At 49.3% G+C, this 21,346-nt stretch carries 17 protein-coding genes and 2 pseudogenes; 14 read left to right on the top strand and 5 right to left on the bottom strand.

Annotated features, from left to right (window positions below; all coding sequences use genetic code 11):
* The first annotated feature begins 1 nt into the window (after window position 1).
* From bamB to ACEPLT_RS16635, 3 genes and pseudogenes are all read left to right on the top strand, one after another.
* Window positions 2-1,180, top strand: coding sequence for an outer membrane protein assembly factor BamB (gene bamB / locus ACEPLT_RS16645; protein ID WP_232928994.1), 1,179 nt, complete (start codon window positions 2-4; stop codon window positions 1,178-1,180).
* 112 nt (window positions 1,181-1,292) lie between these two features.
* On the top strand, window positions 1,293-2,768 hold the full coding sequence (gene der, locus ACEPLT_RS16640; protein ID WP_061714918.1) for a ribosome biogenesis GTPase Der: 1,476 nt from the start codon (window positions 1,293-1,295) through the stop codon (window positions 2,766-2,768).
* A gap of 180 nt (window positions 2,769-2,948) precedes the next feature.
* Window positions 2,949-3,304: pseudogene (locus ACEPLT_RS16635) on the top strand (Arm DNA-binding domain-containing protein); the annotation flags it as partial.
* Between the two features lie 369 nt (window positions 3,305-3,673).
* On the opposite strand, the gene ACEPLT_RS16630 reads toward ACEPLT_RS16635, so the two are convergent.
* Entirely contained in the window at window positions 3,674-5,545 is a 1,872-nt protein-coding gene (locus tag ACEPLT_RS16630; protein ID WP_232928996.1) for an NACHT domain-containing protein, read from the bottom strand.
* A 58-nt stretch (window positions 5,546-5,603) separates the two neighbouring features.
* Here ACEPLT_RS16630 and ACEPLT_RS16625 point away from each other — a divergent pair, with 58 nt between their 5' ends.
* The 7 genes from ACEPLT_RS16625 to ACEPLT_RS16595 all read left to right on the top strand — a co-directional run bounded on the left by ACEPLT_RS16625 (window position 5,604) and on the right by ACEPLT_RS16595 (window position 11,960).
* Window positions 5,604-6,188, top strand: coding sequence for a hypothetical protein (locus ACEPLT_RS16625; RefSeq protein WP_232929003.1), 585 nt, complete (start codon window positions 5,604-5,606; stop codon window positions 6,186-6,188).
* Between the two features lie 928 nt (window positions 6,189-7,116).
* Window positions 7,117-7,812: an HNH endonuclease gene (locus tag ACEPLT_RS16620; RefSeq protein ID WP_248214101.1), complete on the top strand. Its 696-nt coding sequence runs from the start codon at window positions 7,117-7,119 to the stop codon at window positions 7,810-7,812.
* Window positions 7,809-8,453, top strand: coding sequence for a hypothetical protein (locus ACEPLT_RS16615; RefSeq protein ID WP_232929008.1), 645 nt, complete (start codon window positions 7,809-7,811; stop codon window positions 8,451-8,453). The genes ACEPLT_RS16620 and ACEPLT_RS16615 overlap by 4 nt, the downstream gene beginning before the upstream one ends.
* Window positions 8,417-8,743, top strand: a complete 327-nt coding sequence (locus tag ACEPLT_RS16610) for a hypothetical protein (RefSeq protein WP_232929010.1) — start codon at window positions 8,417-8,419, stop codon at window positions 8,741-8,743. The genes ACEPLT_RS16615 and ACEPLT_RS16610 overlap by 37 nt, the downstream gene beginning before the upstream one ends.
* Window positions 8,744-9,228: 485 nt before the next feature.
* On the top strand, window positions 9,229-10,773 hold the full coding sequence (locus ACEPLT_RS16605; protein WP_008502133.1) for a peptide MFS transporter: 1,545 nt from the start codon (window positions 9,229-9,231) through the stop codon (window positions 10,771-10,773).
* A gap of 57 nt (window positions 10,774-10,830) precedes the next feature.
* Window positions 10,831-11,688 carry an oxidoreductase gene (locus tag ACEPLT_RS16600; RefSeq protein WP_447088288.1) on the top strand — a complete coding sequence of 286 codons (858 nt, stop codon included), beginning with the start codon at window positions 10,831-10,833 and terminating at the stop codon, window positions 11,686-11,688.
* Between the two features lie 50 nt (window positions 11,689-11,738).
* Window positions 11,739-11,960, top strand: a complete 222-nt coding sequence (locus ACEPLT_RS16595; protein ID WP_023294288.1) for a zinc ribbon domain-containing protein — start codon at window positions 11,739-11,741, stop codon at window positions 11,958-11,960.
* On the opposite strand, the gene ACEPLT_RS16590 is transcribed toward ACEPLT_RS16595, so the two are convergent.
* The 3 genes from ACEPLT_RS16590 to xseA are packed head-to-tail and all read right to left on the bottom strand — an operon-like array spanning window position 11,957 to window position 14,759.
* Window positions 11,957-12,307 (bottom strand): protealysin inhibitor emfourin, encoded by a 351-nt coding sequence (locus ACEPLT_RS16590; protein ID WP_232929014.1) that lies wholly within the window; start codon window positions 12,305-12,307, stop codon window positions 11,957-11,959. The two genes, ACEPLT_RS16595 and ACEPLT_RS16590, sit on opposite strands and share 4 nt — an antisense overlap.
* Window positions 12,308-13,327 (bottom strand): M4 family metallopeptidase, encoded by a 1,020-nt coding sequence (locus ACEPLT_RS16585; RefSeq protein WP_232929016.1) that lies wholly within the window; start codon window positions 13,325-13,327, stop codon window positions 12,308-12,310.
* Between the two features lie 58 nt (window positions 13,328-13,385).
* A complete protein-coding gene (gene xseA, locus ACEPLT_RS16580; protein WP_032675328.1) occupies window positions 13,386-14,759 on the bottom strand; it encodes an exodeoxyribonuclease VII large subunit in 1,374 nt (457 codons plus the stop codon).
* A 158-nt stretch (window positions 14,760-14,917) separates the two neighbouring features.
* Between xseA and guaB the strand changes: the two genes are divergently transcribed.
* Window positions 14,918-16,384 (top strand): IMP dehydrogenase, encoded by a 1,467-nt coding sequence (gene guaB, locus ACEPLT_RS16575; protein WP_008502128.1) that lies wholly within the window; start codon window positions 14,918-14,920, stop codon window positions 16,382-16,384.
* A gap of 67 nt (window positions 16,385-16,451) precedes the next feature.
* On the top strand, window positions 16,452-18,029 hold the full coding sequence (guaA, locus tag ACEPLT_RS16570; RefSeq protein WP_008502126.1) for a glutamine-hydrolyzing GMP synthase: 1,578 nt from the start codon (window positions 16,452-16,454) through the stop codon (window positions 18,027-18,029).
* Between the two features lie 146 nt (window positions 18,030-18,175).
* Here guaA and ACEPLT_RS16565 read toward each other — a convergent pair.
* A pseudogene (locus ACEPLT_RS16565) lies at window positions 18,176-18,394 on the bottom strand (DUF7661 family protein).
* 240 nt (window positions 18,395-18,634) lie between these two features.
* Between ACEPLT_RS16565 and ACEPLT_RS16560 the strand changes: the two are divergent.
* Window positions 18,635-19,288: a LysE family translocator gene (locus tag ACEPLT_RS16560; protein WP_032675326.1), complete on the top strand. Its 654-nt coding sequence runs from the start codon at window positions 18,635-18,637 to the stop codon at window positions 19,286-19,288.
* 392 nt (window positions 19,289-19,680) lie between these two features.
* Window positions 19,681-20,799 (top strand): hypothetical protein, encoded by a 1,119-nt coding sequence (locus tag ACEPLT_RS16555; protein WP_162790830.1) that lies wholly within the window; start codon window positions 19,681-19,683, stop codon window positions 20,797-20,799.
* The last annotated feature ends 547 nt before the right edge of the window (window positions 20,800-21,346 follow it).

Here is a 21,346-nt window from a genome sequence, read left to right as displayed (position 1 = left end):
GATGCAATTGCGTAAATTACTTCTGCCAGGACTGCTTTCTGTTACGTTATTGAGTGGTTGTTCACTGTTCAGTGGCGAAGAAGACGTTGTGAAAATGTCCCCACTGCCGACGGTTGAAAACCAGTTTACCCCATCCACCGCGTGGGATGTCTCCGTGGGCAGTGGGATTGGTGATTTCTATTCCAACCTTCATCCAGCGTATGCAGACAGCGTTGTCTATGCGGCTGACCGCAAAGGTACCGTGAAAGCGGTGAACGCGGATGACGGAAAAGAAGTGTGGTCCGTTAACCTGGCGGAAAAAGAAGGCTGGTTCTCCCGTAAGCCGGCACTGCTGTCTGGCGGCCTGACCGTTGCCGGTGGCCACGTCTACGTGGGCAGTGAAAAAGCGCAGGTTTATGCCCTGAACAGCAGCGACGGCTCCATTGCCTGGCAAACAACCGTGGCGGGTGAATCCCTGTCGCGTCCGGTAGTAAGCGACGGGCTGGTGCTGATTCATACCAGCAACGGTCAGCTGCAGGCGCTGAACGAAGCGGACGGTCTGGTGAAATGGACCGTTAACCTGGATATGCCTGCGCTCTCTCTGCGCGGCGAATCTGCCCCGGCTACCGCATTTGGTGCTGCCATTGTGGGCGGTGACAACGGTCGCGTGAGCGCCGTGCTGATGCAGCAGGGCCAGATGATCTGGCAGCAGCGTATCTCTCAGGCCACAGGCTCAACGGAAATTGACCGTCTGAGCGACGTGGACACAACGCCGGTTATCGTTAACGGTGTGGTTTACGCGCTGGCCTACAACGGCAACCTGACCGCGCTGGATCTGCGCAGCGGCCAGATCATGTGGAAACGTGAGCTGGGCTCGGTAAATGATTTCATCGTTGAGGGTAACCGCATCTATATGGTTGACCAGAACGACCGTCTGCTGGCCCTCAGTACCGAAGGCGGCGTGACGCTGTGGACGCAAAGCGACCTGCTGCACCGTCTGCTGACTGCGCCAGCGCTGTACAACGGTAGCCTGGTTGTCGGCGACAGCGAAGGGTATATGCACTGGATCGATCCGGATAACGGCCGCTTTGTTGCGCAGCAAAAAGTCGACAGCTCCGGTTTCCTGACCGACCCGGTTGTGGCCGACGGCAAACTGCTGATTCAGGCAAAAGACGGCACGCTGTACGCGATCACGCGTTAATTACCCGGCGGTTGTAGTATACTAAACGGCTCCTGTTCACTCAGGAGCCGTTTTGACATTTTTAAAAACGCCGCGAAAGCGACGTTATTTTGAATTTTATGAGGCTTCAAACATGGTACCTGTGGTCGCGCTTGTCGGGCGCCCTAACGTTGGAAAATCCACTCTTTTTAACCGTTTAACACGCACCCGTGATGCGCTGGTTGCGGATTTCCCGGGGCTGACGCGTGACCGTAAGTACGGTCGTGCAGAGGTGGAAGGACGCGAGTTCATCTGTATTGATACCGGTGGTATTGACGGCACAGAAGACGGCGTGGAAACCCGCATGGCGGAACAGTCGCTGCTGGCGATTGAAGAAGCGGACGTGGTGCTGTTCATGGTGGATGCACGCGCTGGCCTGATGCCGGCGGACTCCGCTATCGCTAAACACCTGCGTTCACGCGAAAAGCCAACCTTCCTGGTGGCGAACAAAACCGACGGCATCGATGCCGATCAGGCCATCGCGGATTTCTGGTCTCTGGGCCTGGGCGACATCTATCCTATCGCGGCATCGCATGGCCGTGGCGTCACCAGCCTGCTGGAAACCGTTCTGCTGCCGTGGGTTGACGAAGTGAACCCGCCGGAAGAGGTGGACGAAGACGCTGAATACTGGGCACAGTTTGAAGACGGAGAAGAGGGCGAAGAAGAAGAGCCTGAAGACGACTTCAACCCGCAGGATCTGCCGATCAAGCTGGCTATCGTGGGCCGTCCAAATGTAGGTAAGTCTACACTTACTAACCGTATTCTGGGTGAAGAGCGCGTGGTCGTTTACGACATGCCGGGCACCACCCGCGACAGCATCTACATCCCGATGCAGCGCGATGAGCGTGAGTATGTCCTCATCGACACTGCCGGGGTACGTAAGCGCGGGAAAATCACCGATGTGGTGGAAAAATTCTCCGTTATCAAAACCCTGCAGGCGATCGAAGATGCCAACGTCGTGCTGCTCGTCATTGACGCACGCGAAGGTATCTCCGATCAGGACCTCTCTCTGCTCGGCTTTATCCTCAATAGTGGGCGCTCACTGGTTATCGTAGTCAACAAATGGGATGGCCTGAGCAACGAGGTTCGTGAGCAGGTGAAAGAGACCCTCGACTTCCGTCTGGGCTTTATCGACTTTGCCCGCGTGCACTTCATCTCTGCGCTGCACGGCAGTGGCGTGGGTAACCTGTTCGAATCCGTGCGCGAAGCTTACGACAGCTCCACCCGTCGTCAGAGCACCGCCATGCTGACCCGTATTATGAATATGGCTGCGGAAGACCATCAGCCGCCGCTGGTGCGCGGTCGTCGCGTGAAGCTGAAATACGCCCACGCTGGTGGTTATAACCCACCAATCGTGGTGATTCACGGCAACCAGGTGAAAGACCTGCCGGATTCCTACAAGCGCTACCTGATGAACTACTTCCGTAAATCGCTGGACGTGATGGGCACGCCTATCCGTATTCAGTTCAAGGAAGGGGAAAACCCGTTTGCCAACAAGCGCAACACCCTGACGCCAAACCAGATGCGTAAGCGTAAGCGCCTGATCAAGCACATTAAGAAAAGCAAATAAGCTTCATAGTGATTTGCTAGCTATTATAAGCATCCTAAAGCCCGAATATTTCGGGCTTTTTTGTTTTCAGGAGCTGTCATAAGAATACAAGAAAGTGCATCCTTTAGGTGTACCCAGCATTCTGTTATGTCGTTTTGGGTACACTTTTAGATGTACGAGTAGATTGCCAGGTATACGTGCATGCCAAAACTTACCGATATGCAGATCCGAGCGTGGATCAGAGTGGCGAACGATTCGAGGGGAGGTCCGATGGCGAAGGACTTTATCTCCGCTTTCGCAAAGAAGACAAAACTCCATACTGGTGTTTTCGATACAAACTTACCGGCACGCCTCGGACCTTGATGATTGGTTCTTATTCTGTTATCCAGCTTGCTAAAGCAAGGGAGATTGCTAAAGAACTTGCAGCACGTGTCGCTCTTGGGCATGACATGGCTGCAGAGAATCAACAACGCAAGGCTGAGGCGATAGCAAAAATTGAAGCTGAAAAGAACGCTGTCCACGTTTCAGAACTTGCAGCGGAGTATTACTCTCGTCAAACATAACCGCTGGTTGCGTGGATGCGGATGGGCTGGTGAGGCGTATCAAACAGGAACAGTTGAAGGACATACATCAGGCTGTGAATATGACTAGGACTGATAAGTTTTAATTTTTTCAATATATGCTGGATAGTGAAAATATTTAACTTATGCAAGCAAGTCAACAATTGTTATCTTTCTGCAGTATTCTAGTCTTTGATTTGCGATAATTTTAGATGCCTTTCATAAAATCATATCAAAGATAAAGGTTATTTATGAAGTATCTAATAATAGCTTTTGCAAAACCATTGAGGGTGGAACTGTAAGCAAAAGATAGGCTAAGTAGATTGTTTTCTTTAGCCTATCTTTCAGTTTAATAATGCCAATGATTTAGAGTTCGCGCTTTATTTCAAATTCTTTATACAGTGCTTTTTTCCTTTTTTGCTTGGCTTTGATTAATGGGGTATATACTGAGTGGTAATAGTCTTCGGCCCTTCTCTTTAGTCTGTGTGCAACTTCATTATGTAAATCATGCTCTAAAATAAAACTTGCAAGATTTACCTTGTATCTTTTCAAATTTAATTTTTTAGCAAGCGGGGTGGTAACTATTGAATATTCATACCTTTCAATTTCTGCTTTTTCGAAATCAATATTCGCTACTTCAAGTATTGGGTCATCAATAGACTCACTATAGAATCGAGGACCACCAGTCATAATGTATAACGCATCGATTCCAAACACTTGCGATATTACTTCCACCTCTTGCCAGGTTAACTGGTTATTTCTTGTGGGTTCAGCATATATACTCAAACCCCTCGCCTTCTGTAATATAAGTTCACAGACGGTTTCAAGGTCAGCGTTTGCTATGTCTGCCAAGCCAAGCTTTTCAAAGAATTTTATTGAGATTTGTTCCTGAAAGACATCTTTATCAATGTAATGTAGAAAGTTCAGCACATTATCAAATTTGTCATTTGATGCTAAGCTTTCTGAAATTGATTCATAAAATTTCAATTTTATTTCTTTAGGAAGATTACTGATAGTATAGGCTGCATGGTATTCCTGCACTGATTTGTGTAAGTAAACAAAGCGGTCTAAACCATCTTGCTGTATCAAACAAGTAATGTTAATTATATCATCGACAAAATCCTCACACTGTCTAGTATCAATGCTTGCCGCATTGAGTGCTTTCCTCGCATATTTGGCTAGTGTTTTCGTATCGAACTCAAATACTTCATCTTTCATGGAAAAGTAACATAGAGCAGAAAAGCACCAAAGGGAATCATCAGTATTTAAGGATGATTTTCGTTCTCTGGCCCATGACTTCATTCTGTCATGTTTCAAGTATAGTGTTATATAAAGCTTATTGTAAAACTCTACTACGTTACTTGGTAACTCATCCCAGTACGGATAGCATACATATAAAAGATTAATAAGGATTGGAGTTTTAAGTGTTTCTTTAAGTTGAGCGTTGTCGATAATTACACTAGATATTTCATTATATTCTGCTTCAGTGGAAAGAACTTTCAAAATGCCGAGTTGGCTTTCTTCATCTAACTCTTTCACCATAAGATTGTTAATAGATGTTTCCCTGCATATTTCAGTTTCTGGTCGACTGGTAACTATAACAGGACAGTTATATCTAACATTCAATTCTTTTATTTGAGATAAAATCTCAAGTCTTGAACTAGCTTTAACCTCATCAAAGCCATCGAGCATCAAAACAATTTTACCCGACTGAAGCAAAAGCTCTACGTGATTTTCTTTACGATTAATATCAATTCCAAGCGATTCAATCGTTAGCTTGAAGAATTCTAAAATTGATCCCTTTTCTATCCTTCTAAGTTCGAGAAAAAAAGGTATTCTGTTGCCAGAGTTTATTTCATTTTGGAACAGTTTTCTTAATATGGTACTTTTACCTTGCCCTGCAATACCTATGATGTTTAATATTCGGGAGTGCGATATAATACAGTCATCATTTATGGTTATGTTATCATCATTTGCGATGTTTTTTATTGTTAAGGGGAAGTATATTTCATTAAGCAAGATGTCATGCTCACGCTGGTGGAGTGTTCGCATGCGGAGAGCATTTGAAACATGTTTCTCAATATACTTTGAACGTACTTCAGGATTATCGAGCTGTTCTACTATTCCTATACTTTCCTCAGTTCCTCTCAACCAGTTGGAAGAAAGGAGTTTTTCAGTCATTACTTTAACAGCTTCTCCAGTACCACTAATTAATATTTGAGATAATAACGGATCCATAAAAAATCACTCATCATTAGGTTTTTTATTAACTTATCTCAAAAAATGAGATTATGAAATGCTTTTAACAAAAACTGCTTATGCCCATCATTGTGGAGTTAGCCGCCAGACAGTTTATGGATGGGTAGCCAAGGGCGAAGTAGTGATGTCCGGTAACAAGATTGACGTTGAAGCTACCAAACAAATGCAGCATGGCAACGAACATTCTGAGAGGAAGGACTACCTGGTCCTGTCTGCTTCGCAGGTAATTAAATGGATTCATACCAATCAGGATAAGTTTCTTGCGGCGCAAAGCCAGGAAGAAGCGAAACAGCTGCAGGAAGCCGCCACCCAACTAATTTCATACGATATAGAGTATCTGTGTGATGAAGACGGAGAAGAGGTTGTCAGGCTTCATCACGAACCCGGCGATTGCGAGCACTATTTCCATGGGTTCCACCAGCTGGGCAATGCTATAGCCTTCATACAAGATTTTATCCTGGCAGATTGCCTGAGGATGAAATTACGAGGCAAAGGAGACCATATAGATCCGGAGCGGGACCGTTGGTCAGTGAAGGGGCTGAAGGCATTGTGTACGCCAACTGAAACAGATGAAGCTCGTTTAAAGCGCTTCCACGAACACATGGGGGAGGATGAAAGTTAGTGTTGAAATGTACGCTGTAAGCCATTGCCGAGAGGGAAAGGTTTTAACTCTGAGTCGCCTCAATCAAAACACCCATCCAAAGTGGTAAACCTACTCTCTGACTCTTGCTATCGCGGTCTCTAGGCAAAATACGAACCTAAAATATACAGAATTATTTAGGTCAAAGGCGGCTTTCAGGAGAAAAGTGTCAAGTTGGCATGCTAAGGAATTCTAAGGTTTTGGGGCAAAAAATGAAAAGAGTAAACCAGCCTACAGACCTTGTGATTACTGGTTTTTCGCTATGAAGAGCTTCGGTATGTGCCAGAAAATCCCTAAATTTTTCGTAAAAAGTATCAACCTTTGATGCTTAGAAATGCCAGGGTTTTTGCACAAAAATTGCGCAGATCCTAAGAAATCCTAAGGTTTTGCGCAAAAAAATGGAAAGTGTAAACCACGCTGAAAACCGCATTAAGTCAGGACTTAGTCGAAAAGTGTAAAGTGGTGATGTTAAGGAATGTTAAGGTTTTAGCGGGGAAAAAAGCAAAAATGTGTGGAGACTAGGCTGACCTATGGCAGCAGTCTATTAGCCTGGTTGGTCTGAAGCTCCTGCTACCCCCACAAAGGCAGGAGGAGTGGGAGGAACGGAGCAGGGGAGTCTAAGTTACAGTTGCTTCATTGAGTGAATCCAGATAAAAATAAACAATTATTGAAAGCTTGTGTTAGTTCAAGATAATGAAATTGTAATTATTGTTATTCTTTAACCATTACATGTTGAAGAGTTGATTTGAATATCATTGTTTCTAGAAAAGTGCATTAGTCAGTTTCTTGGACTGTTTACAACTCATGGTAGGGGCAAATGTATACTTCTGATAAATGGTTTTCTTTAATCAATGGATAAACTGTTAAGGTGAAAATTTTTTAGTTCATTTTAAAAGATTTTAGGGAAGAGATGATGGCACCCCGTAAAAGCATCCCAAATGAAATTAAATTACAATTGTTTTCTGCATCAGCAGGGCATTGTCAGCATCCTGATTGCCATAAACCACTGTTTCCTCAGGAGATGGGAGGTTACAAACATATCGGAGAAATGGCACATGTCATTCCCCATGGTGATAAGGGGCCTCGGCATGAGGAGAGACCAGAAGAAGGATTTGAAGCAGACTCTTTTGAAAACCTTCTTTTACTATGCCCTAATTGCCACACTATCATCGACAAGGCTCCTGAGGCGTATCCCAGAAGCCTCCTTCTAGACTGGAAGACAAACCACCTTGTCGCTTTGGCAAATCGGCAAGGCATTGTTCGCTATGAAAACAGAGAGCAAGCCAGAGAGGCTGTTTTAGCCGCTATGGATGAAAATAAAGCTCTTTGGGCAAAATTTGCGCCTAGTGAAGGAGAGTGTTTTACCTATGATCCTGAGTCTGAAACGGCGGAGTTATGGTCTCAAAGAATGCGTAGTGTCATTTTACCTAATCATTATCGAATTCAAGCTATTTTAGGCCTGAACAGATGTCATATGACACCTGATGAGAGAGATATTTTTGCGCAGTACCTTGAGCACGTTCGTGGGCTTACAGAACGTCATGTCTGTGGCGTTTCTGGTAAAGCCATAAGGTATCCAAGAGAAATGGATGGAATATTAGCATGAATTGGCAAGTAAATTATGCGATTAAATATATTAATGATGAACTGGGAGATTCAGGGTCTGCAGTACATGTGAATGGAGATGCTATCAGAGTTTCTTTTCGCAATAGACCTGATGTATTAGCAGTAATTTCGGCTTCAGAAGAAATTAGTTTGGAAATTGCTCAGAAATACCATCAAGATTTCCCGGATGTGGATTTTATATGTGGGTATAGAAAAGAGTGTGTATGGACTGGAGAGGCGATAAGCTATCTTACATCAGCTAAAATAGGATGGGGGAATGCTGGAACCTTTTACAGCGCACTGTCTGATGACACTCTCAATACTGCCTCCCATAAAGATTACTTTTTCTCGTATCGGCTCATAACGCAGATGAGAGTAGTAAAAGAAATAGAGAGACAGTTTGATCGTGTATTTATTATTACTTTAGCAAATACTCGAAAGTTAAGAGTAGGTATGTTAACTGAATACGAACCGACTGCCGATTCTGTGCGCACTTTCTGGGAGAAATTTGGCCATGTTGATATTTTGTGGAATATAAATCCCAATGGTAGTCCTGCTCGAAATGCCTATGAGGCAGGAAGTGAACTTGGCTGTGAGGTAATGAAATGGCCGGAGTTAAAAGCGTTGATCACTCAAAAATAATGACCGCGAGTGAAGTTGCAAAACATCTGTTAAATAACTGCAAGACATTGGCATTGTATGAGAGTTTTATGTTTGGTTCGTCCCTTTTAGGGATGGGTTGTGATTACGATATATTGATTATTGGACCATCAGGTGATGCTTTGCATAAACTTAAAGGTGAAATGAAACATGCTGGCGCCGAATTACCGTTAGATATTTTATATATGCTGCCAATCGAAGCTGAAGAAACACAGTTTGTGAAGAAACAAAAATGCGTATCCCTTGCATTTTTAGCTTCACAAGGTAGTTAGAAAGTAATTCGCATTATGTCTTTGGGTTCAGATGGTGCCATCGGTCAACTAGACCTCTAAAAGTTATCGATGGTCCTTTTTTGTGTACCCAAGGGTGTACACATACATGTTATGAGAATTTAAAAGTTCATTAAAAACAATACGTTGATGTTTTAATGTTTTTTCACATTAAGAAAAGCAAATAAGCTTTGCTGCTCTCACGAAAGCCCGCGATGATCGCGGGCTTTTTTTTGCCCAATCATACCGCCGGTTTTCTCTGTGTGAAGTCAATCACTATTCACTTTTAACCAAGTTTAAATCTAAGAAAGTAGACAATCGTCGAATTTTCATCTTAAAGTCCAGGGTCCGGTACTAGACAAAACTAGCGCCTGGTTATCAAATGGTTAACCAACTTTTCGCCGCATGTAAAAAATCGGCCAGATACGTAACTGGCCGGCGTACCTGCTGGTGTTTACAAGCACGACGACATACCTTTCGGGAGAATTATGCAATCCTCTGTTAATCAAAAAGAAAGCCGAACGTTCTTCGGCCATCCGTATCCGCTCGGTTCCCTGTTCTTCACCGAGATGTGGGAGCGTTTCTCGTTTTACGGCATTCGTCCGTTACTGATCCTGTTTATGGCCGCCACCGTCTATGACGGCGGGATGGGCCTGGCGCGTGAAAACGCCTCGGCGATTGTCGGTATCTTTGCCGGCACCATGTACCTGGCCGCGCTGCCGGGTGGCTGGCTGGCGGATAACTGGCTCGGCCAGCAGAGAGCCGTCTGGTACGGTTCGATCCTGATTGCGCTCGGTCACCTGTCGATTGCGCTCTCGGCCATCATGGGCAATAACCTGTTCTTTATCGGCCTGATGTTCATCGTGCTCGGCTCCGGGCTGTTTAAGACCTGTATCTCGGTAATGGTCGGTACCCTGTATAAAAAAGGCGACGCGCGCCGTGACGGCGGTTTCTCGCTGTTCTATATGGGCATCAACATGGGCTCGTTCATTGCCCCGCTGATTTCCGGCTGGCTGATCAAAACCCACGGCTGGCACTGGGGCTTTGGTATTGGCGGTATCGGGATGCTGGTGGCGCTGATTATCTTCCGCGTGTTTGCCGTTCCGGCAATGAAACGCTATGACGGCGAAGTCGGCCTCGACTCCACCTGGAACAGCCCGGTGGTGAAGCGTAACGGCGTGGGCGCCTGGCTGCTGGCGCTGGCGGCAGGCGTGGCAACGATCGTGACGCTGATTGCGCAGGGTGTGATTGTGATTAACCCGGTCGCGGTAGCCAGCGTGCTGGTCTACGTGATTGCGGCATCCGTTGCCCTCTACTTTATTTATCTGTTTGTTTTTGCAGGACTGAACCGTAAAGAGCGCGCCAGACTGCTGGTCTGCTTTATTCTGCTGATCTCCGCGGCGTTCTTCTGGTCCGCGTTCGAGCAGAAGCCAACCTCGTTCAACCTGTTTGCCAACGACTACACTAACCGCATGATCGGCGATTTCGAAATCCCGGCGGTGTGGTTCCAGTCAATCAACGCCCTGTTCATCATCCTGCTGGCACCGGTGTTCAGCTGGGCGTGGCCGAAGCTGGCGAGCATGAACATTCGTCCGAGCAGCATCACCAAGTTTGTTATCGGTATCCTGTGTGCCGCAGCGGGCTTTGGCCTGATGATGCTGGCGGCACAGAACGTGCTGAGCAGCGGTGGGGCGGGCGTATCGCCGTTCTGGCTGGTGGGCAGTATCCTGATGCTGACGCTCGGCGAGCTGTGTCTCAGCCCGATTGGCCTGGCGACCATGACGCTGCTGGCGCCGGAGAGAATGCGCGGCCAGATGATGGGGCTGTGGTTCTGTGCGAGCGCGCTGGGTAACCTGGCGGCGGGTCTGATTGGCGGCCACGTGAAGGCCGACCAGCTGGATATGCTGCCGGATCTCTTTGCGCGCTGCTCCGTCGCGCTGCTGATTTGTGCCGCGGTACTGATCGTCCTCATTGTTCCAGTACGCCGCATGCTGGAAAATGCGCAGACTAAACCGGCAGCTAACGCCTCTTAAACCTCAGCATGCCGGGGCAGGCGTTATGCCCCGGCATCGATTCCCTGAGGTGAAACTATGCAGTTAGGATTTGTCGGTCTTGGTGCGGTCGTGGAAACCGCGTATCTTCCCGCCTTACGTCGCCTTTATGGTCACGCGGTTCATTGTTTTGGATTTGATGTTCTCCCCACCAGGCAGCCTGAAGGCGTTACGCGCTGCGCTTCGCTTACGGAACTTCTCGCCGTACCGCTTGATACTCTCTTTATTACCACCGCATCGCTGCACCACCTCGAGGTGCTGGAACAGGCCATAGCCTCTGCCGTTCCGCGGATTGTGATTGAAAAACCGATCGTCGCCACGCTTCCCCAAATCGAAAAGCTCAACGTGCTGCTGGCAAACCCGGACGCGCGTACGCTTCGCCACCCGGACGGCGTGATTCTGGATATCGGTACGCACGTGCTGGCGATGCTGCGCGAAACGGTGCGTTATCTGGGCGGAAGTGATGATATGACCCTGCAGGTCGTCACGGCTAAAGACCGCCTGGGCCGCGCTATCGCAAAAGGCGACCTGTCCACGGCGGAGGGCGAGGCGCATCTTCAGGGCCGCATCAGCGGCGTGCCGGTGGATATCTGGCTGAACAAATACGCGGGACCCGCGGGCGGGCAAAAAGGATTACGGCTCTGTTTGCGCGACGGGCGCATCATTAGCTACGACCGGCGCTGCGCGGAGGATGTGCTTGAGCTGATTGAGGGTAAGGATATTGAGCGCTGGCATATCCCCGGGACACTCTACGAGCACTGTCTTGCCGGGCACATTCTGGGCACCAACAGTCTTTTTGAACGGGATCCGCACGAGGTGAGCCGCACGACGCGTCGCCGAATCGAGGAGGTTGAGCTGCTGCTGACCTTGCAGCAACAGCTGCGTGGCCCGCACTGAACGCGACGTGGTAAAATGATCGCAGACCAGAATGCTTTTAAGGAGTCACCATGACGATTACCTGCCCGGATTGCCAGGCACCGCTTGAGCCCCTGAACGGGGTGGCACACTGCGAGAGCTGTAATAAGGATATTGCGCTTGAAGCCCGCTGCCCGGAGTGCCATCAGCCACTCCAGGTCTTAAAAGCCTGCGGGGCGGTGGACTACTTCTGCCAGAACGGCCACGGTCTTATCTCTAAAAAACGCGTGGAGTTTGTTCGGGCCGAAGGTTAATCGCACACGCAGCCTTCGCCTTTCTGCCACAGCTCGACCAGCGACTCGGGTGCTTCCTGCTCCGGCACCAGCACGATGATATCGGCATAGTGCGCCTGATTTTGCCCGGTCCAGATAATCTGGATGCGGAAATAGCGCTGGTCGCCGCTGCCGGGTGACGAGGCCTGTCCCGGCGCCTGACCGCGCGGAAAGGCCTGCTCCAGGATGCTGACCAGGCGCTGGCGCTGGGCCTCATTGAGCGAGGAGAGCGCGATGGTGCGCTGGCCGCTCAGCTTGGGAATATAAGCGACGCCGCCTTCCCGGGCCAGCTCAACCACGGCGTCATCCGTCAGTTCCGGAACCTGCATTTACAACACTCCCACCTGTTCCCAGGCTTGTTTTATGGCCGCCCCAACGTCGCCGCCGGAGCGTTTCTCTCCGTGCGCTATCGTCAGTTTTGCGAAGGCCTCAAAATCCGCATCCTGCGCCAGATTGCGATCGCAAACCGTGTCGTACCAGGCATACCCCGCTTTTTCCCAGGCGTAACCGCCGATCGCCGTCGCGGCCAGATAAAATGCCCGGTTGGGGATGCCGGAGTTTAGATGCACGCCGCCGTTATCCTCGCGCGTTTTGATGAAATCCTTCATGTGTGCAGGCTGCGGGTCTTTGCCGAGCAGCGGATCGTTGTAGGCGGTGCCCGGTTCAGACATCGAGCGCAGCCCTTTGCCGTTGATGCCTTTTGCCAGCAGCCCTTCACCAATCAGCCAGTCTGCTTTATCGGCGGTTTGCTTCAGACGGTACTGCTTCACCAGTGAGCCAAACACGTCCGACAGCGACTCGTTCAGCGCGCCGGACTGCTCAAAGTAGATAAGCCCGGCTTCGGTCTCGGTCACGCCGTGGCTCAGCTCATGCGCCACGACGTCTATGGCGATGGTAAAGCGGTTAAATATTTCCCCGTCGCCGTCGCCAAATACCATCTGCTGACCGTTCCAGAAGGCGTTCTGATATTCCCGACCGTAGTGAACGGTGCCGGTTAAAATAAGCCCTTTGTTATCGAGCGAATCGCGCTGATATTCCTTCCAGAAGAAATCATGGGTAATACCCAAATACTCGTACGCTTCGTCTACCGCCACATCGCCGTTCGACGGCTGACCTTCATAACGCACCTGCGTACCAGGCAGCTCCTGAGTCTGCTTCGCGTCGTAGATATCACGCTCCAGCTGTCCAGCTTTATTCACGTGCGGCGCGGCGGGTTTGCCCGGCATATGGGCCATCAGCGTCTGGACGTGGGTTAAGGTCTGGCGGGCACAGCGCTGCTGCGGTTCGGAACCGCTTTCGATAATACGGCGAAGAATATACGGGGGAATCACGCTATAAAGATGGGGCATGCTGCTCTCCTTATTAAAAAAGGGAATAGCAGCAGTATAGTAAGTAACCGGCGAAGAATTATCCGGTTTTACGCTGACGCGTCTTTTTCACCGGTTTAATTGATTTCACTTCGCTTTCTACCCAGCCGTCTGACAGACGCGTCGTCAGCACATCGCCGGTATTCACCTGTTTAGTTTGCTTCAGCACCTTGCCGTCTGTCGCCGTCGTCACGCTATAGCCGCGCGCCAGCGTGGAGAGGGGGCTGACCGCTTCAAGGTGGGTCACCGCATTGCCAAAGCGTTCCCGGGTGGTGCTCAGTCGCGCGCGGAGAGTTTCCGCCAGACGGTACTCCAGCTGTTGAATCCGCGTTTGCGCGCGATAAATTTTCGGCTGCGGGTTCTGCTGGTTCAGACGCTGCGTCACGCGCTGCTGGCGCGACACCGCGCGCTTGATCTGCGTGTCCATCGCCACGTTCATGCGCTGGCGCAGACGCTCCAGCACGGTTTGCTGACGCGCCAGACGCAGCTGCGGATGTTGCTGCTGGAGACGGTGATGAAGCTGGGTAAAGCGCCGGGTCCGATTGGCGAGGTAGTAGTCCATCGCCATCTCAAGACGCTGCTGTGCACTCTGGATCTGACGCAGCAGCTCCAGCTGGTTGCGGCTGACCACCTCTGCCGCCGCGGACGGCGTCGGCGCGCGGAGATCCGCGACAAAATCGGCGATCGTAACGTCCGTTTCGTGGCCGACGGCGCTCACCACGGGGATCTGACTTGCAAAGATTGCCCGCGCCACGCGCTCGTCGTTAAAGCTCCACAGATCTTCCAGCGAGCCGCCGCCGCGTCCGACGATTAAGACGTCGCACTCCTGACGCGCGTTCGCCAGCGCTATGGCGCGCACAATTTGGCCCGGCGCATCGTCACCCTGAACAGCGGTCGGGTAGATGATGACGGGCAGGGAAGGGTCGCGACGCTTCAGAACGTGTAAAATATCGTGCAGTGCTGCACCGGTTTTCGAGGTGATGACACCCACGCAGTGGGCAGGCGAGGGTAGCGGCTTTTTGAACTGCTGGTCGAAAAGTCCCTCTTCCGAGAGCTTCGCCTTTAACTGTTCGTACTTTTGCTGCAGCAGGCCTTCGCCCGCAGGCTGCATGCTCTCGACGATAATCTGATAATCACCGCGCGGCTCATACAGGGTGATATTGGCGCGCACCAGAACCTGCTGGCCGTGCTGAGGACGGAACGTCACGCGGCGGTTGCTGTTGCGGAACATCGCGCAGCGCACCTGGGCGGTATCGTCTTTTAGCGTAAAGTACCAGTGGCCGGAGGAGGGCTGCGTGAAGTTAGAGATTTCACCGCTGATCCAGACCTGCCCCATTTCCTGCTCAAGCAGCAAACGCACCGTCTGATTCAGGCGGCTGACGGTATAAATTGAGGGGGATTGAGAGGATAACATGTGAGCGGGATCAAATTCTAAATCAGCAAGTTATTCAGTCGATAGTAACCTGCTGAGAGGCAATCGCAAGCTTTTTTATAAAAAAGTGTAGATGCAATCGGTTACGCTCTGTATAATGCCACGGCAATATTTAACCACCCAGGTCAGAGATATTGCCCATGCTACGTATCGCTAAAGAAGCACTGACGTTTGACGACGTCCTCCTCGTTCCCGCTCACTCCACTGTTCTGCCGAATACTGCCGATCTCAGCACGCAGTTGACGAAAACCATTCGCCTGAACATTCCTATGCTCTCTGCGGCAATGGACACCGTGACTGAAGCGCGCCTGGCTATTGCCCTGGCACAGGAAGGTGGCATTGGCTTTATTCACAAAAACATGTCTATCGAACGTCAGGCGGAAGAAGTTCGCCGCGTGAAGAAACATGAATCCGGCATCGTGTCCGATCCGCAGACCGTTCTGCCAACCACCACCCTGCACGAAGTGAAAGCCCTGACCGAGCGTAACGGCTTCGCCGGTTACCCGGTGGTGACCGAAGAGAACGAGCTGGTTGGTATTATTACCGGTCGTGACGTGCGTTTCGTGACTGACCTGAACCAGCCTGTCAGCGTGTACATGACGCCAAAAGAGCGTCTGGTTACCGTTCGCGAAGGTGAAACCCGCGACGTGGTGCTGGCAAAAATGCACGAAAAACGCGTTGAAAAAGCGCTGGTTGTTGATAGCAACTTCCACCTGCGCGGCATGATCACCGTTAAAGATTTCCAGAAAGCAGAACGTAAGCCTAACGCCTGTAAAGACGAGCATGGCCGTCTGCGCGTAGGCGCTGCGGTAGGCGCAGGTGCCGGTAACGAAGAGCGCGTTGACGCGCTGGTTGCCGCGGGCGTTGACGTCCTGCTGATTGACTCCTCTCACGGCCACTCCGAAGGCGTTCTGCAGCGTATTCGTGACACCCGTGCTAAATACCCTGACCTGCAGATCATCGGCGGTAACGTAGCCACTGGCGCAGGCGCTCGCGCGCTGGCTGACGCTGGCTGCAGCGCGGTGAAAGTGGGTATCGGCCCTGGCTCTATCTGTACCACGCGTATCGTGACCGGCGTGGGCGTTCCGCAGATCACCGCCGTGTCTGACGCGGTTGAAGCGCTGGAAGGGACCGGTATTCCGGTTATCGCTGACGGCGGTATCCGCTTCTCTGGCGATATCGCGAAAGCGATCGCTGCGGGCGCAGCGGCGGTGATGGTAGGCTCTATGCTGGCCGGTACCGAAGAATCCCCGGGTGAAATCGAACTCTACCAGGGCCGTTCTTACAAATCTTATCGCGGTATGGGCTCCCTGGGCGCGATGTCCAAAGGTTCCTCTGACCGTTACTTCCAGACCGATAACGCCGCAGACAAACTGGTGCCGGAAGGTATCGAAGGTCGCGTTGCCTATAAAGGCCGTCTGAAAGAGATCATCCACCAGCAGATGGGCGGCCTGCGCTCCTGTATGGGTCTGACCGGCTGTGGTACCATTGACCTGCTGCGTACTAAAGCGGAATTCGTACGCATCAGCGGTGCGGGTATCCAGGAGAGCCACGTTCACGACGTGACGATCACCAAAGAGTCCCCGAACTACCGTCTGGGCTCCTGATAAGTTTCCGCGCCCGGCTCATGCCGGGCGCTCTGTTTTTGTTTCACTTGCCTCGGAATTAGCGTCAATGACGGAAAACATTCATAAACATCGCATTCTCATCCTGGACTTTGGTTCTCAGTACACTCAGCTGGTGGCGCGTCGCGTGCGTGAACTGGGCGTTTACTGTGAACTGTGGGCGTGGGATGTCACGGAAGCACAGATTCGCGAATTCAATCCAAGCGGCATCATCCTGTCCGGCGGCCCGGAAAGCACCACCGAAGAAAACAGCCCGCGCGCGCCGCAGTACGTGTTCGAAGCTGGCGTGCCGGTATTCGGCGTTTGCTACGGTATGCAGACCATGGCCATGCAGCTGGGCGGCCACGTAGAAGGCTCCAGCGAGCGCGAGTTCGGCTATGCGCAGGTTGAAGTGGTTAACGACAGCGCGCTGGTGCGTGGTATCGAAGACTCCCTGACCGCAGACGGCAAACCGCTGCTGGACGTGTGGATGAGCCACGGCGACAAAGTCACCGCTATCCCGTCTGACTTCGTGACCGTTGCCAGCACCGAAAGCTGCCCGTTTGCCATCATGGCGAACGAAGAAAAACGCTTCTACGGCGTGCAGTTCCACCCGGAAGTAACCCACACCCGTCAGGGTATGCGCATGCTGGAGCGCTTCGTGCGCGACATCTGCCAGTGTGAAGCCCTGTGGACCCCGGCAAAAATTATCGACGACGCCGTTGAGCGTATCCGCCAGCAGGTTGGCGATGACAAAGTGATCCTCGGCCTCTCCGGCGGCGTGGACTCCTCCGTGACCGCGATGCTGCTGCACCGCGCTATCGGCAAAAATCTGACCTGCGTCTTCGTGGACAACGGCCTGCTGCGCCTGAACGAAGCCCAGCAGGTTATGGACATGTTCGGCGACCACTTCGGTCTGAACATCGTTCACGTGGAAGGCGAGCAGCGCTTCCTGGACGCGCTGAAAGGCGAGAACGATCCGGAAGCAAAACGTAAGATCATCGGTCGCGTGTTCGTGGAAGTGTTCGACGAAGAAGCGCTGAAGCTGGACGACGTCAAATGGCTGGCGCAGGGCACCATCTATCCTGATGTGATCGAGTCTGCGGCCTCCGCCACCGGCAAAGCGCACGTCATCAAATCTCACCACAACGTGGGCGGCCTGCCGAAAGAGATGAAGATGGGTCTGGTTGAACCGCTGCGCGAGCTGTTCAAAGACGAAGTGCGCAAGATCGGTCTGGAACTGGGTCTGCCGTACGACATGCTCTACCGTCACCCGTTCCCGGGCCCGGGTCTGGGCGTGCGTGTGCTGGGCGAAGTGAAGAAAGAGTACTGCGACCTGCTGCGTCGTGCGGACGCGATCTTCATCGAAGAGCTGCACAAAGCTGACCTGTACAACAAGGTAAGCCAGGCGTTCACCGTGTTCCTGCCGGTTCGCTCCGTCGGCGTAATGGGCGATGGCCGTAAGTACGACTGGGTTGTCTCCCTGCGTGCGGTAGAAACCATCGACTTCATGACCGCGCACTGGGCGCACTTGCCGTATGACTTCCTGGGCCGAGTGTCTAACCGCATCATCAACGAAGTGAACGGCATTTCCCGCGTGGTGTATGACATCAGCGGTAAGCCACCGGCTACGATTGAGTGGGAATGATTTCCCAACCGGATACGTCTGGTACTAACAGGTTCTAAATTATCTCTAAGCCCGCGGATTGCGGGCTTTTTTTTGGGCCATGGCTGGCAACATCATGTCAGGTGAGTGCCAGGTGCGGGCGCAACGTAATGCTATCCATTAAATCCTTATTCGATGCGTTCCACATTTGGATGACGATCGGTTGCGGATTCATGGAAAATGTCACCCAGCCAGCCGGCAATCTCGCCTTAAGTCATATCGTCAGGAATAGCGATGTCATAGAGTCGAGAAAACTTTCTCTCCGTCAGGTCAGCACGAAATACCAGCCACCGATCATGCTTACGTTGAACGCCAATATGCCGTCCAAAAACGTTATATATCAGCATATGCAATCTCCGATCATGCTAGTGAGTTCCTGTATCTATGATACATACGTCAGATCAGGCCAGAGTGTAAATCGTACAAATATGAAAGGTCAGCGTTCGCATCTCGCTTACAGTGGACATCATGCTTCTGTATCTGCTCTGTCTGCTCTGTGCCTGCAGCAGACGCTGCAGTATATTCCACTTTCGGCTCGAATCGGACTGAGGTAACGTAGCAGAAATATTTATCCGGACTCAACCAAGATGCCTTCCATCGAAACGTTTATCACTTTTCTTCTCGCGCTGACGCTTCTGGAGATTTCTCCGGGGCCAGACATGATGCTAACTATCGCCAGAGGCGTCGGTCAGGGAAGACGTATTGCACTGTTTACGGTACTGGGTAATGTATTTGTAGCGGGTTTTGTGCAAGTTTCTTTTCTTGTCCTGGGGCTGGTAGCCGTTGTTCATGCCTGGCCGGTTGCACTAGATCTGTTAAGGTGGGCTGGTGCGGCTTATCTGATGTGGCTGGGCATAAAAATGATTGCGACTTCAGGCACAGATACGCGGCTGCGAAAAACGGCCAAAATTTCTGACTGGAGTGCCGTTAAGGAAGGCGCCCTGAACAGCCTGACTAACCCAAAATCCCTGCTGTTCATGTTTGCTTTTCTTCCTCAGTTTGTTGATCCTGCTGCGGGGCCTGTCTGGCTGCAATTGCTTGTTCTGGGTAGTATCCAGAAGCTGGCAGGAATTATTTCCCTGGGGTCAGTCGCGATGGCATCAGGGACATTTGGAAACTGGCTAAGTAAACACCCTGGCTTTATCAAATGGCAGGAACGATTTACAGGTGTTGTCATGATAGGCCTCGGTATCCGCATGTTGTTTAGCGGGTCTGGTGTCGTATCGAAATCTTCCAGTTAAGTTTTACCGAAAGGGTAAACCCAGTGTCCGCTCCGTGCCAGAAGCGGAAGTTTAGCTTTTTTGCTGGAAAATGTTTGTGTGAGTTGTAGTTGCAAACACCTGTAGGATTACTGGGAGCACTAACCAAGAATCGTGCTAATAACTGCTAAATAGCGGAGGGGATTTATATTAATTGACATAAGTATTGTCTTGGCATAAATATATAATATGCACTCGAGGGATTTAACGGTATATAGCAGCATGAGTTTAATACATTGAATACTTATGTGGTGTATGGTAAATTCCTAGAACAATAAAATAATTTCATTTTCAACATTATTTTATTGATTGGGTCATGAATGGGCAGGCCATTAAGCCTGATGTGGAGAATTTTTTATTCTGGTTAATTTAATATGACTATTAATGATAAAAAAAACATAAAAATCCTCTTGGAAAACTATAATGATTTAACATGGACTGATGTTAATGTTTTAATAAATGACTTATCGGACACAGTAAAACCTTATATATATCAGCACGTAATAGATAATCCAACGCCAAAAATTAAATCAAGAGCAAGAGAATTGTTAAGCAACATAGAGAAAAAGAAAAAGAAAAAAATAAAGAAAGAGTACCAATATAAATGTTGTCATCATGACTGTACTGAACCGGCTATACAGTCACATGTTATTTCAAAGTCAGCTGTATTAGCACCGTTAGCAAATGCTAGCAATGAAATGTATCATTTCGTATCAGATGTTAATTCAAACCCAACTAAATGTATCTTTAAGGCAAGGCATATAGACAATATATCTTCATTTCCTGGGTATTGTAAAAAGCATGATGAGGATATTTTTAGAGAAGTAGATCAAGGAACATCAGTAAATGCTAAATTTGTCAATTTGAGTGCCATGAGAGTGTTGAAAAAACAAATATTCGATCTGAGGTTAAAGATAAGTTTGCAAGATGACCTGAGTGAAAAGTGGAATGATAAATGCTCAGAATATATTAATGAACAAGAAGATATAGATTTAATTTCTCTCGCTGAAGCAAATGAGTTTTTCATTGATATGAATAAAAAAGTTAAAATAATGAAGGATAATATTAATAGGTATGAATCCTTGTATAATAAAATTTATAGCAAAATTGAAGAATCGACAGCATTAAAATATAATATAATGGAAGTAAAATATGTTAGAAGTTGTTTCTCTATCATGATTGATATTCCATTGGAGGATGGCAGTCCTGGTGAGCCACACTTTATATTTTATTTCCCAATTAATAATCAAGCATTTATGGTTATTGCTAAGGAAAATAATAAAGAAAATTATGATGCTATGATAGTTGATGAAAAATATAATCTTAGCTTGTTTTTCTGGATGTTTATTTTGAAAAATAAAGAGTCTTTATTTTTTTCCTCTGATGTTTTAAGCACCATTTCAGATTATCAGCTGAAAGTATTACTTACCAATTATGAGTTATTCGATACAACCCCTTCAGAGGGAATGGCTGTATCAAGTATTTATGTATAATTTGGAATAAAACTGTGGATCGTTAAGTGGTGTTCATGGGAAACTACCACGTCATTAATACAGGCTATCTTTTTCAGATATTAGCATTTAAAATTCAAGGGGTTGTGTTTTTTTTAATTTTTGTAGTTCTTGTCGAATAGCCAGCCTATATCAACTTGATATGTATGCTCAGCAACAACGTTTCAGCTGCTTGTGAAAGGAAGTATTCTATACAATTAAGCGGGGACAACCCCATTGCTCGATGAGTACAACGTCAGCATCTCGCTCACAGCAGACCTTCAGCTCAGTTGCCTGGTCCGCTTCGTGCCAGAAGCGGAGGTTGCTAGGCCCATACTGCATGAATCACTGAGAAAGAGATCATACCACTTGAAAGCATCATGCTATGGACACAATTATCTTCTTCGACGGTAAAAAAACCTAGGCCATGTTGAAGAGAGCATCTTGGACTGACTGCCTAAATCTGATCAGCTTTAACTATAGTAGTAAACAACCTGTAGAGGTCGTTTTTTGTGCTATAAATCAAAAAAATTAGATAATACCTCCACTT

This window comes from Enterobacter sp. fkY84-1 (genome assembly GCF_052974705.1).
The sequence above is the reverse complement of the archived record's forward strand: the minus strand, read 5'-3'. Positions and strand labels throughout refer to the sequence as shown.